This is a genomic window from Vescimonas coprocola, from assembly GCF_018408575.1.
Lineage (GTDB): Bacteria > Bacillota > Clostridia > Oscillospirales > Oscillospiraceae > Vescimonas > Vescimonas coprocola.
This window is the reverse complement of record NZ_AP023418.1, coordinates 1658531-1672792: the sequence shown is the minus strand read 5'-3', so window position 1 is coordinate 1672792 and position 14262 is coordinate 1658531. Positions and strand designations below refer to the sequence as shown.

Sequence of the window (14262 nt, the reverse complement as noted above, 5' to 3'; positions counted from 1 at the left end):
TCGAATTTATCAACAGGAGGAACTGAATCATGCTGAATCGTTATCTGGACATTTCCACTGAGGTCAAAGAGGCTCTGGAGCAGGGCAAGCCCGTGGTGGCGCTGGAGAGCACCATCATCTCCCACGGTATGCCCTATCCCCAGAATGTGGAGACCGCTATGAACGTGGAGAAGCTCATCCGTGAAAACGGCGCTGTGCCTGCCACCATCGCCATCATCAAGGGCCGCCTGAAGGCCGGTCTGACCGCCGAGGAGATCGACTATCTGGGCCGTGCCGGCCACGCTGTGCCTAAGGCCAGCCGCCGTGATCTGCCGGTGCTGGTGGCCAAGGGCAGCGACGGCGCCTGCACCGTTACCACCACCATGATGATCGCCCACATGGCCGGGATTCAGGTCTTTGCCACCGGCGGCATCGGCGGCGTACACCGTGGCGCCGAGACCACCATGGACATCTCCGCTGATCTGGAGGAGCTGGGCCAGACCCCTGTGATGGTGGTGTGCGCCGGTGCCAAGTCCATTCTGGATCTGGGTCTGACGCTGGAGTATCTGGAGACCAAGGGCGTGCCTGTCATCGGCTACGGCACCAACGAACTGCCCGCCTTCTACACCCGCAAGTCCGGCTTCGGCGTGGATTATGAACTGGATACCCCGGAGGAGTTGGCCGCTGCTTTCCACGCCGAGCGTGAGTTGGGCATGAAGAACGGTATGCTGGTCACCAACCCCATCCCGGAGAAGTACTCCATGGATCACAAGGTCATCGACAAGGCCATCGAGCAGGCGCTGGCCGAGGCTAAGGCACAGGGCATCCACGGCAAGGAGACCACGCCCTTCCTGCTGGCCAAGGTGAAGGATCTCACCGGCGGTGACAGTCTGGAGAGCAACATCCAGCTGGTGTACAATAACGCCGTTCTGGGCGCTAAGACTGCCTGCGCTCTGGCCGCTCTGAAGGGCTGATGCAGGAGCTGCTGGCGGTCCTGCCGGACTGGCTGGGCGTCTATCTGCTGATCGTCAATGTGGCTGCCTTTGCCGTGTACGGAGCCGATAAGCTGCGGGCCAGACAGGGACGCTGGCGTGTGCCGGAAAAGACATTGTTTCTGCTGGCCATCGTGGGCGGCGGCGTGGGGGCGCTGCTGGGGATGTGGTGCTTTCATCACAAGACCCGGCACTGGTACTTCCGCTATGGCATCCCGGCTATTCTGGTGGTGCAGCTGGCGCTGGCGGGCTGGCTGTGGCTGCGCTGAACGAGCATCCGAAGAACCATAAAAGAACCGCACTGTGATACTTCACAGTGCGGTTCTTCTGCATTATCTTGATGGTTTTCGACAAGATATTGACGTTTTTAGCTTACTCCGCCTGATAGACCACCTTACCGTCCACGATGGTGCAGTAGGCCTCAGCCCCGATGGTGGTCAGGGGGTCTGCCGTCCACAGCACCAGATCGGCGTCCTTGCCGGGTTCCAGACTGCCCACACGGCTGTCGATGCCAAGACTGCGGGCGGGGTTGATGGTGATGGCCCGCCACGCCTCTTCCATGGGGAGACCTGCGTTTGCGGCGAGACCGGCGCACATAGGCAGCTTCTCCAGCGGAATCACCGGGGCGTCGGTGATGATGCTGACGGTGAGTCCGGCGTGGTACAGGGTACCGGGGGTGGTGAAGCTCTTGTGGCGCAGCTCGGCCTTGCTTTTGCTGCCCAGCGTGGGGCCTACGAACACCGGCAGGCCCTCCTTGGCCAGCTCGTCGGAGATAAGCTCGCCGTCGGTACAGTGGTCCAGCGTGGCCTTGACGCCGAACTCCTTAGCGATACGGACGGCGGTGAGGATGTCGTCGGCCCGGTGGGCGTGGCACTTCAGGGGGATCTCGCCGTTGATGACCGGCAGCATGGCTTCCAGCTTCATGTCGAAGGCGGGATTCTTCCCAGCCAGCTTATCATCCCGGTAACGGCGAGTCTTGAACAGCAGCTCCCGCAGCAGTGCTGCCACCGCCATCCGGGTCATGGGACTCTTCTTCAGGCCCTGTCCGTAGCAGCCCTTGGGGTTTTCGCCGAAGGCGCATTTCATGGCGGCGGGCTCCTTCAGCAGCATATTGTCTACCCGTTTACCGGCCAGCTTCAGCACCGTGAAGGTGCCGCCCACCACGTTGGCGCTGCCGGGGCCGGTGCAGGCGGTGGTGACACCACCCCGCAGGGCGTTGGGGAAGGCACCGTCCTGAGGATTGATGGAGTCGATGGCCCGCAGCTGCGGCGTCAGGGGTTCCACGATCTCATTGTAGTCCATGCCCTCCCAGCGCAGACACTCATTGTCCAGACCGATGTGACAGTGGGCCTCCACGCAGCCGGGGGTCAGCAGACGGCCGCCTGCGTCGATGACGGTGCAGCCCTCTGGGGCGTCGATGTGGGGAGCGATGGCGGTGATGCGGCCATCCTCCGCCAGCAGGCAGCCGTTGGGCAGCTCCGGCCCGACGATGGGCATGATGTGGGCGTTCTGAATGAGGATCATGGCGATCCCTCCTGTTTTCATAGGCTCGGATGATATCCGGCGATCCTTAATATATATTAGAATACCACGTCGAGGCGGGAAAGTACAGGGGAAAATCCGCTCCGGCGGGCTTTGTGTATTTCCCAGAAAAACACGGCAGAAATTCAGCCAAACGCACAAATTTTTGCCGGAAATCTACTTGACGCTGGGACGGGTTTATGCTATAATCCTGAATTGCGTGGGTTTGGAGCCTGCGAATTTTGCCATGCAGGGCGATATTTCAACGAGGAGGCTCTCCATGCTGGAAGAATTGTCTTGCGAAAACCGGGTGGTGGGCCTGAAGCAGACACGCCGCCTGTTGGCTGCCGGTCATGCCGGACGGGTCTTTCTGGCAAAGGATGCCGACCCGGCACTGGTGGAGCCGCTGCTGGCGGCCTGCCGTGCAGTGGGAGTGCCTGCCGTGACGGAGTTTACCATGTCACAGCTGGGCCGGGCCGCCGGCATCGCCGTGGGGACCGCCGCAGCTGCTGTCCCCAGCCGCTAAAACGGTTTTTCCGGAATAAAATTTCTTATTCCGTGGAAAATAAAGGGAGTCATCCCAACAAATCTTTAGAAAGGAGTTCATTGCATGCCTACTTTTAATCAGCTGGTCAAGCAGGGCCGGAAACAGGCTACCTACAAGTCCAATTCCCCTGCTATGCAGAAGGGCCTGAATACGCTGAAGAACAAGGAGACCAATCTCTCCTCCCCTCAGAAGCGTGGCGTCTGCACCGCCGTGAGAACTGCGACCCCCAAGAAGCCTAACTCCGCACTGCGCAAGATCGCCCGTGTCCGTCTGACCAACGGCTATGAGGTCACCGCCTACATTCCCGGTGTTGGTCACTCTCTGCAGGAGCACTCTGTGGTCATGATCCGTGGCGGCCGTGTCAAGGACCTGCCCGGCGTCCGTTACCACATCATCCGTGGTACGCTGGATACCCAGGGCGTCAACGGTCGTATGCAGGGCCGTTCCAAGTACGGTGCCAAGCGGCCCAAGAGCAAGTAATTCCCGCATGAAATGAGCTTTGCCGAAAAGGTTTTTATATAACTACCTCTTTGGCAGGCCGAACAACAGCCGCCGGGCTGTTGAGTACCTATGAAATCATATTTTTATGAAGGAGGGAAGCATAGTGCCCAGAAGAGGTAATGTTCCCAAGAGAGAGATCTTGCCCGATCCTATGTACAACTCCGTGCTGGTGACGAAGCTCGTCAACAGCATCATGTTGGACGGTAAAAAGGGCGTTGCCCAGAAGGTTGTCTACGGCGCCTTTGATATCATCAAGGAAAAGACCGAGAAGGAGCCTCTGGAAGTGTTCACCCAGGCTATGGAGAATATCATGCCCAGCCTGGAAGTCAAGGCCCGCCGTGTCGGCGGCGCCACCTATCAGGTCCCCATGGAGGTGCGTCCTGCCCGTCGTCAGACCCTGGGTCTGCGCTGGCTGACCGCTTACTCCCGTGCTCGCAGCGAGCGCACCATGGCGGAGCGCCTGGCAAGCGAGATCATGGATGCTGCCAACAACACCGGCAGCGCTGTGAAGAAGCGTGAGGATACCCACAAGATGGCCGAATCCAACAAGGCATTCGCCCACTTCCGTTGGTAATCCCCGCAAAGAGAGAAAAAGGAGAACGGTATGCCGAGAAAGGTTACACTGGAAAATACAAGAAATATCGGCATCATGGCCCACATTGATGCAGGAAAGACCACCACGACTGAGCGTATTCTGTACTACACCGGCGTCAACTATAAGATCGGTGAAACGCACGAGGGTACGGCTACCATGGACTGGATGGAGCAGGAGCAGGAGCGTGGTATCACCATCACCTCCGCCGCTACCACCTGCTACTGGAAGGGTTCCAAGAACCAGTTTCCTCAGACCCGTATCAACATCATCGACACCCCCGGTCACGTGGACTTCACTGTGGAAGTGGAGCGTTCTCTGCGTGTGCTGGACGGCTCTGTCACCGTGATGTGTGCCAAGGGCGGTGTGGAACCTCAGTCCGAGACGGTGTGGCGTCAGGCCGACCACTATCATGTTCCCCGGATGGTGTACGTCAATAAGATGGACATCACCGGCGCTGATTTCTATCACGTGCTGGACATGATCCATGATCGTCTGAAGTGCAACGCCGTACCCATCCAGCTGCCCATCGGGAAGGAGGATACCTTCAAGGGTATCATCGATCTGGTGGAGATGGATGCTGATATCTACTACGATCAGCTGGGCAAGGATATGCGTGTGGAGCCCATCCCTGAGGACATGGTGGACTTGGCCAACGAGTATCGTGAGAAGCTGCTGGACGCCGTTTCCATGTTCGATGATGAGATCATGGAGATGTATCTGGAGGGTCAGGAGATCCCCGCTTCCAAGATCCGTGCCGCCATCCGTAAGGCCACGCTGGCTGTGGAAATGGTGCCTGTCACCTGCGGTTCTTCCTACCGCAACAAGGGCGTCCAGAAGCTGCTGGATGCCGTGGTGGACTATATGCCCGCTCCCACCGATATCGAGGCCATCAAGGGTGTCAACCCCAAGACCGAGGAGGAGGAGGACCGTCACGCTTCCGACGACGAGCCCTTCGCCGCACTGGCCTTCAAGATCATGACCGACCCCTATGTGGGCCGTCTGAGCTTCTTCCGTGTGTACTCCGGTACGCTGAACACAGGTTCGGCGGTGCTAAATGCCACCAAGAACAAGCGTGAGCGTGTGGGTCGTCTGCTGCAGATGCACGCCAATCACCGTGAGGATCTGGAGACCGTCTATGCCGGCGACATCGCCGCCATGGTGGGCCTGAAGAACACCACCACGGGTGATACCCTGTGCGACGAGAAGAACCCCATCATTCTGGAGTCCATGGAATTCCCCGAGCCTGTGATCCGTGTGGCCATCGAGCCCAAGACCAAGGCCGGTCAGGAGAAGATGGGCATCGCTCTGGCCAAGCTGGCCGAGGAGGATCCCACCTTCCGGGCCTACACCGACGAGGAGACGGGTCAGACCATCATCGCCGGTATGGGTGAGCTGCATCTGGAGATCATCGTGGACCGTCTGCTGCGTGAGTTCAAGGTGGAGGCCAACGTGGGCGCTCCTCAGGTGGCTTACAAGGAGACCGTCCGCAAGAAGGTCAACCACGAGACCAAGTACAAGCGCCAGAGCGGTGGCTCCGGTCAGTACGGTCACGTGAAGATCACGCTGGAGCCCAACGAGTCTGGCAAGGGCTACGAGTTTGTCAATGCCGTCGTGGGCGGCGCCATTCCCAAGGAGTATATCCCCGCCATCGACGCCGGTATTCAGGGCGCCATGCAGGCGGGCGTGCTGGCCGGCTATCCCGTGGTGGATGTGAAGGTCACGCTGTACGATGGTTCTTACCACGAGGTGGACTCCTCCGAAATGGCCTTTAAGATCGCCGGCTCCATGGCCTTCAAAGAGGCTATGCGTGAGGCGGATCCCGTCCTGCTGGAGCCCATCATGAAGGTGTGCGTTATCGTACCCGACGAGTATATGGGCGACGTCATCGGTGATCTGAATGCCCGCCGTGGCCAGATTCAGGGCTACGAGATGCGCTCCGGCGCCCAGCAGATCGATGCCTTTGTCCCCCTGTCCGAGATGTTCGGCTATGCTACCAACCTGCGCTCCCGCACCCAGGGCCGTGGTCAGTACACCATGGAACCCAGCCACTATGTGGAGCTGCCCAAGAGTCTGCAGGAGAAGCTGGTCAGCAAGCGCAGCGGCCATGAGGCGTAAATCCTAAATTTTAGGTTGCTTTTCTGCCGCAGATACTGTAAAATAGCAATGTCGAGCAAAACATTGCACTTTAAGAATTTGCAAAACTGTTAAGGAGGATCATTTCAAATGGCCAAGCAGAAATTTGAGAGAAACAAGCCCCATGTTAACATCGGCACCATCGGTCACATCGACCATGGTAAGACCACTCTGACCGCTGCCATCACCAAGTACCTGGCGCTGCAGGGCGGTGCTGAGTACACCGACTACTCTTCCATCGATAAGGCTCCCGAGGAGCGTGAGCGTGGTATCACCATCAACACCGCCCACGTCGAGTATGAGACGGCCAACCGTCACTATGCTCACGTGGACTGCCCGGGTCACGCCGACTATATCAAGAACATGATCACCGGTGCTGCCCAGATGGACGGCGCTATCCTGGTCATCGCTGCCACCGACGGCCCCATGGCTCAGACTCGTGAGCACCTGCTGCTGGCCCGTCAGGTGAACGTGCCCTCCGTGCTGGTGTTCCTGAACAAGTGCGACCAGGTGGACGACGAGGAGCTGCTGGAGCTGGTGGAGATGGAGGTCCGTGAGCTGCTGGACTTCTACGGCTTCCCCGGCGATGATACCCCCATCATCCGTGGTTCCGCTCTGAACGCCCTGATCTCCGAGTCCACCGATCCCAACGCTCCTGAGTATGCCTGCATCAAGGAGCTGATGGACGCTGTTGACACTTGGATCCCCACCCCCGACCGCAAGGAGGATATGCCCTTCCTGATGCCCGTCGAGGACGTGTTCACCATCTCCGGCCGTGGTACCGTTGCTACCGGTCGTGTGGAGCGTGGCGTGCTGAACCTGAACGAGAAGGTCGAGATCGTTGGTCTGTCCGACGAGAAGCGTGAGACCACCGTTACCGGTATCGAGATGTTCCACAAGCTGCTGGACTACGCTGAGGCTGGCGACAACATCGGCGCTCTGCTGCGTGGCGTGGCTAAGACCGAGATCGAGCGTGGTCAGGTTCTGTCCAAGCCCGGTTCCATTCATCCCCACACCAAGTTCGTTGGTCAGGTGTACGTTCTGACCAAGGACGAGGGTGGCCGTCACACCCCCTTCTTCAACAACTATCGTCCCCAGTTCTACTTCCGTACCACCGACGTGACCGGCATCATCTCCCTGCCCGAGGGCACTGAGATGTGCATGCCCGGCGATAACGTCGACATGAACGTGGAGCTGATCACCCCCATCGCTATCGAGACCGGTCTGCGTTTCGCTATCCGTGAGGGCGGCCGTACCGTCGGTTCCGGTGTTGTCATCGCCATCAACCAGGACTAATTGAACGAAGAACTGTGACCCCAACGGCACACCATCGGTGTAGCCAAGGGTGAAATAGTATGAGATAAGGCGCAAGCGGAAACCGCTTGCGCCTTATTTTTATGCCGTTTAGGGAGATGCATTCCAATCGGAGGCGACATCTTCTTACAAAGCGAAGAACTGAGCAATGCGACGTGGGGGAGAGCGGGGGAGAAGAAAGTGCAGCAAGGCGTTCTAATAGGGGCGAGATCCTATGGAGCGTGAAGGAGAGGAGTGTATTCTTTTAGGCCAGTGAGAAAAGGGCGGGCCGGTTGGGGGAAAGCATAAAGCGCAGAGGGCAGAGTTCGGTGTGTGATGTTTAGTATAAGATGCGTTTCTCATTCTGCATAATAGAACGAGAAACGAAATATGACGAGAGGAATGACGCCACTTTTGTATGCAAAATAGTATGCCACAGGAACTTTCTCTGAAATGTACAAAACAAGAAAAGAAATATGTAAATAACGACAAAATGCGGCAGAGGATATTGACAAATGACACATTTGGGAATAAAATACGGGCATCGACATTGTAGAACGGCGAACGGAAATATCCGCTTACCGATGCGGCGCAAGGGAGAAGGTGTCGCATGAGTAAGCGGGCAGAGAGCCGAGAGCCTGCTGCAAGTCAGAGAGAAAATCTGAAAAGGAGAAAACACTATGTCTGCTGGAGTATTCATTCTGATTCTGGTAGTGGCGATCGCAGCCTTGGTGCTGATGATCGTCAAAGCAAAGATGCATCCCGTGCTGGCGCTGTTTATTGCTGCGCTGGGTACCGGTATCGCCCTGGGTTACGGCGTCACCGGTTCCGTGGATTACATCAGCAACGGTTTTGGCGGCACGCTGGGCAGCGTGGGCATCACCATCATCCTTGGCGCCATCATTTCCATGGCCATCGAGGATACTGGCGCCGCCAAGGTCATTGCAAACTTCTTTATCAAGCTGTTCCGTGGTAAGCGCATGGAGCTGGCTCCGTCCCTGACGGCCTTCATCATGTCTATCCCTGTTTTCGGGGATATCACCATGGTGCTGACAGCGCCCATTGCCTCTATGCTCTCCAAGCGTAAGCACATCTCCATGTCCACCATGGCTTCCTTCACCGGTCTGGGCCTGTTCCTGACCCACGGTCTGGTGCCTCCCACCCCCGGCATCCTGGCCATTGCGCTGATGTTCGGCAGCGATCTGGGTATGACCATCGTCTGGGGTCTGGTCATCAGCTTCGTGGGCTTCTTCGGCACCTACTTCCTGCTGCGGAAGTGGACGGAGAAGGAGTGGATCGAGCCCAATCCTGAGTTCGTCCGTGGCATGGAGGAGACCGGTTCCGACAGCGTGGATGACATCCTCATCAAGGATCCCGGCCTGCCCCACACCGGTGAGGGCTTCCTGCCCCTGCTGCTGCCTGTGCTGCTGATCTCCGTGTCCTCCTTCGCTCAGATGTATGCCGCCGAGGGCAGCGCTATCTACACCATCTGCACCACCATCGGCAACAAGGTCATCGCTCTGTCCATCGGCCTGCTGTACTCCTTCTATCTGGGCTACAAGCAGCGCAAGATGGTGCTGGGCGTGTACGCCGACACCTACAATGAGCCTAAGGCCAAGCTGGGCGAGGTCATGCTCAACAAGTGGGTGGCCCGTGGCTTGGTGGTTTGCCTGTCTCCCCTGCTGATCACCGCTATGGGCGGCGCCTTCGGCAACGTGCTGAAGAATTCCCCCGCTCTGGAGCCCCTGTCCAAGCTCATCGCTGACAGCCCCATCCCCGCCATTCTGGTGCCTTGGGCCATCGCCGCTATCATGATGACCTCCGTGGGCTCCATGACCACCGCCGGTATGACCGCAGCCGCCATCGTGCTGCCCATGATGCCCGACCTGGGCCTGTCTTCTCTGGCCGCCGTGCTGGCCATCGGCAGTGGTACCCTGATGGGCAACCACTACAACAACTCCGGCTTCTGGGTCATGGGTCAGTTCTTCCACCTGAATACCAAGCAGTCCGTGAAGTACGTCACGGTACCCTGCGCCGTGGCTTCCGTGATCTGCCTGATCGCCGTGGTCATCCTTAACGCCGTAGGCGTCTTTGGCTGATCTCTGCGTAACTGAATCAAACGTGCATTCCCAGCCGGGGACGCTCCGTTCACCGGGGCGTCCCCGGCCGCTTTTTTCCGGGGGACCGGAACCATAGAAAGGAGAATCCTGTCATGAGCATGAACATCCGTTTTGACAACAAGGTGGCCGTCGTCACCGGCGGTACCGCCGGCATCGGCTTGGCCTGCGCCCAGCTGTTCGCCCAGCTGGGGGCCAAGGTGGCCATCTGCGGCACCAATCCCACGAAGCTGGCTGCAGCGCTGGAGGAACTGAAGGCGCAGGGCATCACCGCCTTCGGCGAGACCTGCGACGTGTCCGACGGAGAGTCCCTGAAGGGCTTTGCCCGCCACGCCGAGGAAGCACTGGGCGGGCTGGACATCTGGGTCAGCAACGCCGGTGTCTATCCCCAGTACAGCATCATCGACACCCCGGAGAACGTCTGGGACAAGACGGTGGACACCAACATGAAGTCGGTGTATCTGGGCGCACGCATTGCGTATGAGGCCATGAAGGATAAGGGCGGCGTCATGCTGCTGGCCTCCTCCTTTGCGGCGGTGTTCCCCTCCGTGGGCAGCGGCGTGTATGCCGCCACCAAGTCCGCCGTAAAGTCCATGGTGAACACGCTGGCAGCGGAGCTGGCCCCCTACGGCATCCGGGTCAACGGGTATATCCCCGGCGTCATCGATACGGACATGACCCACGCACTTACCGTCAGCAACGGCGAGGCCATGAAGAGCGCCATCGCCATGCAGACCTTCGGTGAGCCCATGGATGTGGCGTGGGCGCTGGCGTTTCTGGCATCGGACTATGCCCGCTATATCACCGGCACCACGCTGGAGATCAGCGGCGGCAAGATGGGCGTGCAGAACCCCGCCAAGGCGTGGAAGGATAAGGAAACCAGAGCGTAACGCATGAAAGGGAGGGATTTAACATGAACGTACAGAATAAGGTCATCGTTATCACCGGCGGTGCAGGCGGCATCGGCTCGGCACAGGCGAAGCTGCTGGCCCGGAATGGGGCCGAGGTCTGGATCCTGGATCTGGTGCAGGAGAAGATCGACCAGCTGGTGGAGGAGCTGAAGCGTCAGGGCGGCAAGGCCCACGGCGCCGTGGCGGATGTCACCAGCGAGGAGGAGTGGAAGACCATCGTAGAGCGCATCGTCTCCGAGAGCGGGAGGCTGGATGTGGTGGTGAACAACGCCGGCATCAACATCCGCAAGCCCATCGAGGAAATGGTGAAGGACGAGTGGATGAGGATGATGGAGGTCAATACCGCCAGCGTCTTTCTGGCCACCAAGTATGTTCTGCCGGTGATGCGGAAGCAGGGGGGTGGCGCTATCATCAATACCTCCTCCATCTGCGGCCTCATCGGCCACATGAACACTCCGGAGGCCTACACGGCCACCAAGGGCGCTATCACCCTGCTGACCAAGTCTGTGGCAGCCCGGTATGGCAAGGACAACATCCGCTGCAACTCCATCCATCCCGCCACCGTGGACACGCCCTTTGTGGCGGCTTTGATGGCGGACCCGGTGAAGAAGCAGGCCCGGCTCAACGAGATCCCGCTGGGCCGCCTGACCTCCGTGGAGGATGTGGCCAATGCGGTGCTGTATCTGGCCAGCGACGAGGCGTCCTTCCTCAACGGCGTGAACCTGCCCATCGACGGCGGCGTGACGTGCTATTAAAAAATTGCGGAAGGAGTGAATGGATCCTTCCGTGAGAGATTTGTCGTCTGCTGTGCGGCACTGAGGCAAAAGAAAGCGGAGGGGGAAACCATGTTTCCCCTCCGCTTTGTGAGACGAGCGGTATACAGTTGGATCGCAGGACCCGTTACAGGAGGTCATCGGCGGGCTGATAGCCGTAAAGACTGCGGGAGATGTCGGCGGAGGCCTGCCTCAGATCGTCCAGCAGTCCACCCCGCAGGGCGGTGCGGACACGGGGGGTCATGCCGGAGATGCTGATGGAGCAGGAGACCTGCCCCGGTGCGGAGAACACCGGCACTGCCACGCAGGACAGACCCACCTCCACCTCCTCGTTGTCCATGGCGTAGCCGTCGGCCCGGATGTGCCGCAGCTCCACCTGAAGCTGACGGGGGTCCACAATGGTGTTGAAGGTCAGTGCCTTCAGCGGTCCGGCGAGGATGTGCTGCTGCTCATCCTCCGGCATATAGGCCAGAATACACTTGCCCACGCCGGTGCAGTGGAGGTAGTTCTTGGTGCCGATCTGGGTGTTGATAGACAGCGACCGGCTGGACTCCACCTTGTCCACATAGATGACGCTGTCCCCTTGAGCCACGCCGCAGTGGGCGATCTCGCCGTATTTCAGGCTGATCTGCTCCAGATAGGGGTGGACGGTGCGGATGATGCTGTTCTGGACCTTGATGGTGTTGGAGAAGCTCAGCAGCTTCAGGCTCAGCACATACTTCTGGTTATCTGCGTTCTGCTGCAGGTAGCCCAGCGTGGTCAGGGTGTTGATGAGGCCGAAGGCGGTACTCTTGTTCAGCTCCAGTGCATCAGCGATCTCCTTGACGCTGCGCTCTCCGCCACCGCACTGTTGAAGGTATTCCAGAATGGAGAAGGCCCGCTCCACCGACTGGATGGTTTTTGTGGTTGCCATATCTTTTCCTTCCTTGTTCGTTCTGTATCATAGAACATTGCGAACCAATCTAATTCAGACCATTATAGACCTTCTCACAGATAAAGTCAACTAATACCGGAAAACAGTCAAGTTTTTTAGAAAAGCAGAAGATATCCTATTGACAAAAGGCACCATGGATTTTATAATATTTTCAGAATGGTAAACGGCATTATAGAATAACCGCCAAACCAAGCCGCAGCCTGCGGCCAGTAACATAAGAAAAAGAGATATGTCATATTTGAAGGAGGAAACACAATGGAAAACCGTAGTAAGGCGATCCTTGGCATGGAGGACAGCGCATTTGCCCGCTCCCTGTTCAAGTCCATGGGCTACACGGACAGCGAACTGAAGGAGGGCAAGCCCCTGATCGGCATTGCCAACACCTGGAACACGCTGGTTCCCGGCCACTACAATCTGGACAAGGTGGCTGAGTATGTGAAAAACGGCATCTATGCCGCCGGCGGCACCGCTGTGGAGTTCGGCACCATCGCTGCCTGCGATGGTGTGGCACAGGGCCATGAGGGTATGCACTACATTCTGCCCTCCCGTGAGATCATCTGCGACTCCGTGGAGATCATGGCACAGGCCCACCGGCTGGACGGTCTGGTGCTGCTGGCCTCCTGCGATAAGATCGTGCCTGCCATGCTGATGGCGGCGGCTCGTCTGGATATCCCCTGCATTGTCTGCGTGGGCGGTCCCATGCTGGGCGGCATCGAGTTCGACGGCCGTAAGTCCGACCTGACCTCCATCTCCGAGGCCCTGGGTATGCTGAAGGCCGGTAAGATCACCGAGTGCGAGTACAACTCTCTGGAGAACACCGCCTGTCCCGGCTGCGGCTCCTGTTCCTTCCTTGGCACCGCCAACACCATGTGCTGCGTGTCCGAGGCACTGGGCATGACCCTGCCCGGTGGCGCTCTGATCCCCGCTGCTTACGCCGGCCGTCTGCGCCACTCCTTCGAGTCCGGCCGTGCCATTGTAGAGCTGTGCAAGAAGGGCATCACCGCCCGTCAGATCCTCACCAAGGAGGCCATCCGCAACGCCATCAAGGTGACCATGGCCATCTGCGGCTCCACCAACGCCGTGCTGCACCTGCCCGCCATCGCCAACGAGGCGGAGCTGGATATGAACGTGCTGGAGGAGTTCGAGGCTCTTACCAAGACCACGCCCCAGATCGCCAAGGTCAATCCCGCTGCCAAGCCGGAGATGGAGGCCTTCTACCGGGCCGGTGGTATCCCCCGTGTCATGCAGCATCTGGGCGGCCTGCTGGATACCTCCGTCATGACCGTCAGCGGCAAGACGCTGGCCGAGAATCTGGCCGGCTACGTCTACGAGTATCCGGAGGATCCCACCATCATCAAGACGGTGGAGGAGCCTTTCTCCAAGACCGGCGGCGTGGCCGTTCTGCACGGCAACCTCTGCCCCCGTACCGCCGTTTCCAAGCCCGGCGCCATCGATCCCTCCATGCACCGCTTTGTGGGTAAGGCCAAGTGCTACAACAGCGAGGAGGAGGCCGAGGAGGCCATCCTGGGCGGCAAGATCCAGGCCGGCGACGTGGTGGTCATCCGCTACGAGGGTCCCAAGGGCGGCCCAGGTATGCGTGAGATGTTCAAGGCCATGAAGTATATGTACGGTGTGGGCCTGAGCAAGTCCGCTGCCCTGATCACCGACGGCCGGTTCTCCGGCACCAACAACGGCTGCTTCGTGGGACATATCTCTCCGGAGGCTGCCGAGGGCGGTCCTCTGGCCATCGTTCACGACGGCGACGAGATCCTCATCGACGTGGATGAGGGCGTTCTGGAGCTGCACGTCTCCGACGAGGAGATCGCTGAGCGCTACAAGACACTGGAACTGCCCAAGAAGAACATCCCCAACGGCTATCTGCGGCTGTATGCCAAGGTGGCTGCCTCTGCCGACGAGGGCGCTATCATCAAGGCGTAACTCAGCATCCGACAGATAGAAAAATGCC

General features: G+C 58.9%; 13 protein-coding genes. 11 read left to right on the top strand and 2 right to left on the bottom strand.

Features of this window, described 5'->3' with window-relative positions; genetic code table 11:
• The first annotated feature begins 29 nt into the window (after window positions 1-29).
• Window positions 30-953 carry a pseudouridine-5'-phosphate glycosidase gene (locus tag KJS28_RS08285; protein WP_213540521.1) on the top strand — a complete coding sequence of 308 codons (924 nt, stop codon included), beginning with the start codon at window positions 30-32 and terminating at the stop codon, window positions 951-953.
• On the top strand, window positions 953-1240 hold the full coding sequence (locus tag KJS28_RS08280) for a DUF1294 domain-containing protein (protein WP_213540520.1): 288 nt from the start codon (window positions 953-955) through the stop codon (window positions 1238-1240). Before KJS28_RS08285 ends, KJS28_RS08280 begins: the two co-directional genes overlap by 1 nt.
• Window positions 1241-1343: 103 nt before the next feature.
• Here KJS28_RS08280 and KJS28_RS08275 read toward each other — a convergent pair whose 3' ends face one another.
• Entirely contained in the window at window positions 1344-2495 is a 1152-nt protein-coding gene (locus KJS28_RS08275; protein WP_213540519.1) for an amidohydrolase, read from the bottom strand.
• A gap of 277 nt (window positions 2496-2772) precedes the next feature.
• Between KJS28_RS08275 and KJS28_RS08270 the strand changes: the two genes are divergently transcribed.
• The 8 genes from KJS28_RS08270 (at window position 2773) to KJS28_RS08235 (ending at window position 11344) form a co-directional block, all read left to right on the top strand.
• On the top strand, window positions 2773-3018 hold the full coding sequence (locus KJS28_RS08270) for a ribosomal L7Ae/L30e/S12e/Gadd45 family protein (protein WP_021858395.1): 246 nt from the start codon (window positions 2773-2775) through the stop codon (window positions 3016-3018).
• 84 nt (window positions 3019-3102) lie between these two features.
• Entirely contained in the window at window positions 3103-3519 is a 417-nt protein-coding gene (gene rpsL / locus KJS28_RS08265; protein WP_213540518.1) for a 30S ribosomal protein S12, read from the top strand.
• 124 nt (window positions 3520-3643) lie between these two features.
• Complete coding sequence (gene rpsG / locus KJS28_RS08260) at window positions 3644-4114, top strand: 30S ribosomal protein S7 (protein ID WP_213540517.1); 471 nt, start codon at window positions 3644-3646, stop codon at window positions 4112-4114.
• Window positions 4115-4144: 30 nt separating this feature from the next.
• A complete protein-coding gene (gene fusA, locus KJS28_RS08255) occupies window positions 4145-6250 on the top strand; it encodes an elongation factor G (protein WP_213540516.1) in 2106 nt (701 codons plus the stop codon).
• 108 nt (window positions 6251-6358) lie between these two features.
• Window positions 6359-7564 (top strand): elongation factor Tu, encoded by a 1206-nt coding sequence (gene tuf, locus KJS28_RS08250; protein ID WP_213540515.1) that lies wholly within the window; start codon window positions 6359-6361, stop codon window positions 7562-7564.
• Window positions 7565-8241: 677 nt separating this feature from the next.
• The gene (locus KJS28_RS08245; RefSeq protein WP_213540514.1) at window positions 8242-9660 is read left to right on the top strand and encodes a GntP family permease; all 1419 of its coding nucleotides are present in this window, start codon (window positions 8242-8244) and stop codon (window positions 9658-9660) included.
• A gap of 113 nt (window positions 9661-9773) precedes the next feature.
• Window positions 9774-10568 (top strand): SDR family NAD(P)-dependent oxidoreductase, encoded by a 795-nt coding sequence (locus KJS28_RS08240; protein ID WP_213540513.1) that lies wholly within the window; start codon window positions 9774-9776, stop codon window positions 10566-10568.
• Between the two features lie 23 nt (window positions 10569-10591).
• Window positions 10592-11344, top strand: a complete 753-nt coding sequence (locus KJS28_RS08235) for an SDR family NAD(P)-dependent oxidoreductase (RefSeq protein ID WP_213540512.1) — start codon at window positions 10592-10594, stop codon at window positions 11342-11344.
• Between the two features lie 145 nt (window positions 11345-11489).
• Here KJS28_RS08235 and KJS28_RS08230 read toward each other — a convergent pair whose 3' ends face one another.
• Complete coding sequence (locus KJS28_RS08230; RefSeq protein ID WP_213540511.1) at window positions 11490-12275, bottom strand: IclR family transcriptional regulator; 786 nt, start codon at window positions 12273-12275, stop codon at window positions 11490-11492.
• 276 nt (window positions 12276-12551) lie between these two features.
• Here KJS28_RS08230 and ilvD point away from each other — a divergent pair, with 276 nt between their 5' ends.
• Window positions 12552-14234, top strand: coding sequence for a dihydroxy-acid dehydratase (gene ilvD / locus KJS28_RS08225; protein WP_021859042.1), 1683 nt, complete (start codon window positions 12552-12554; stop codon window positions 14232-14234).
• Window positions 14235-14262: the final 28 nt, after the last annotated feature.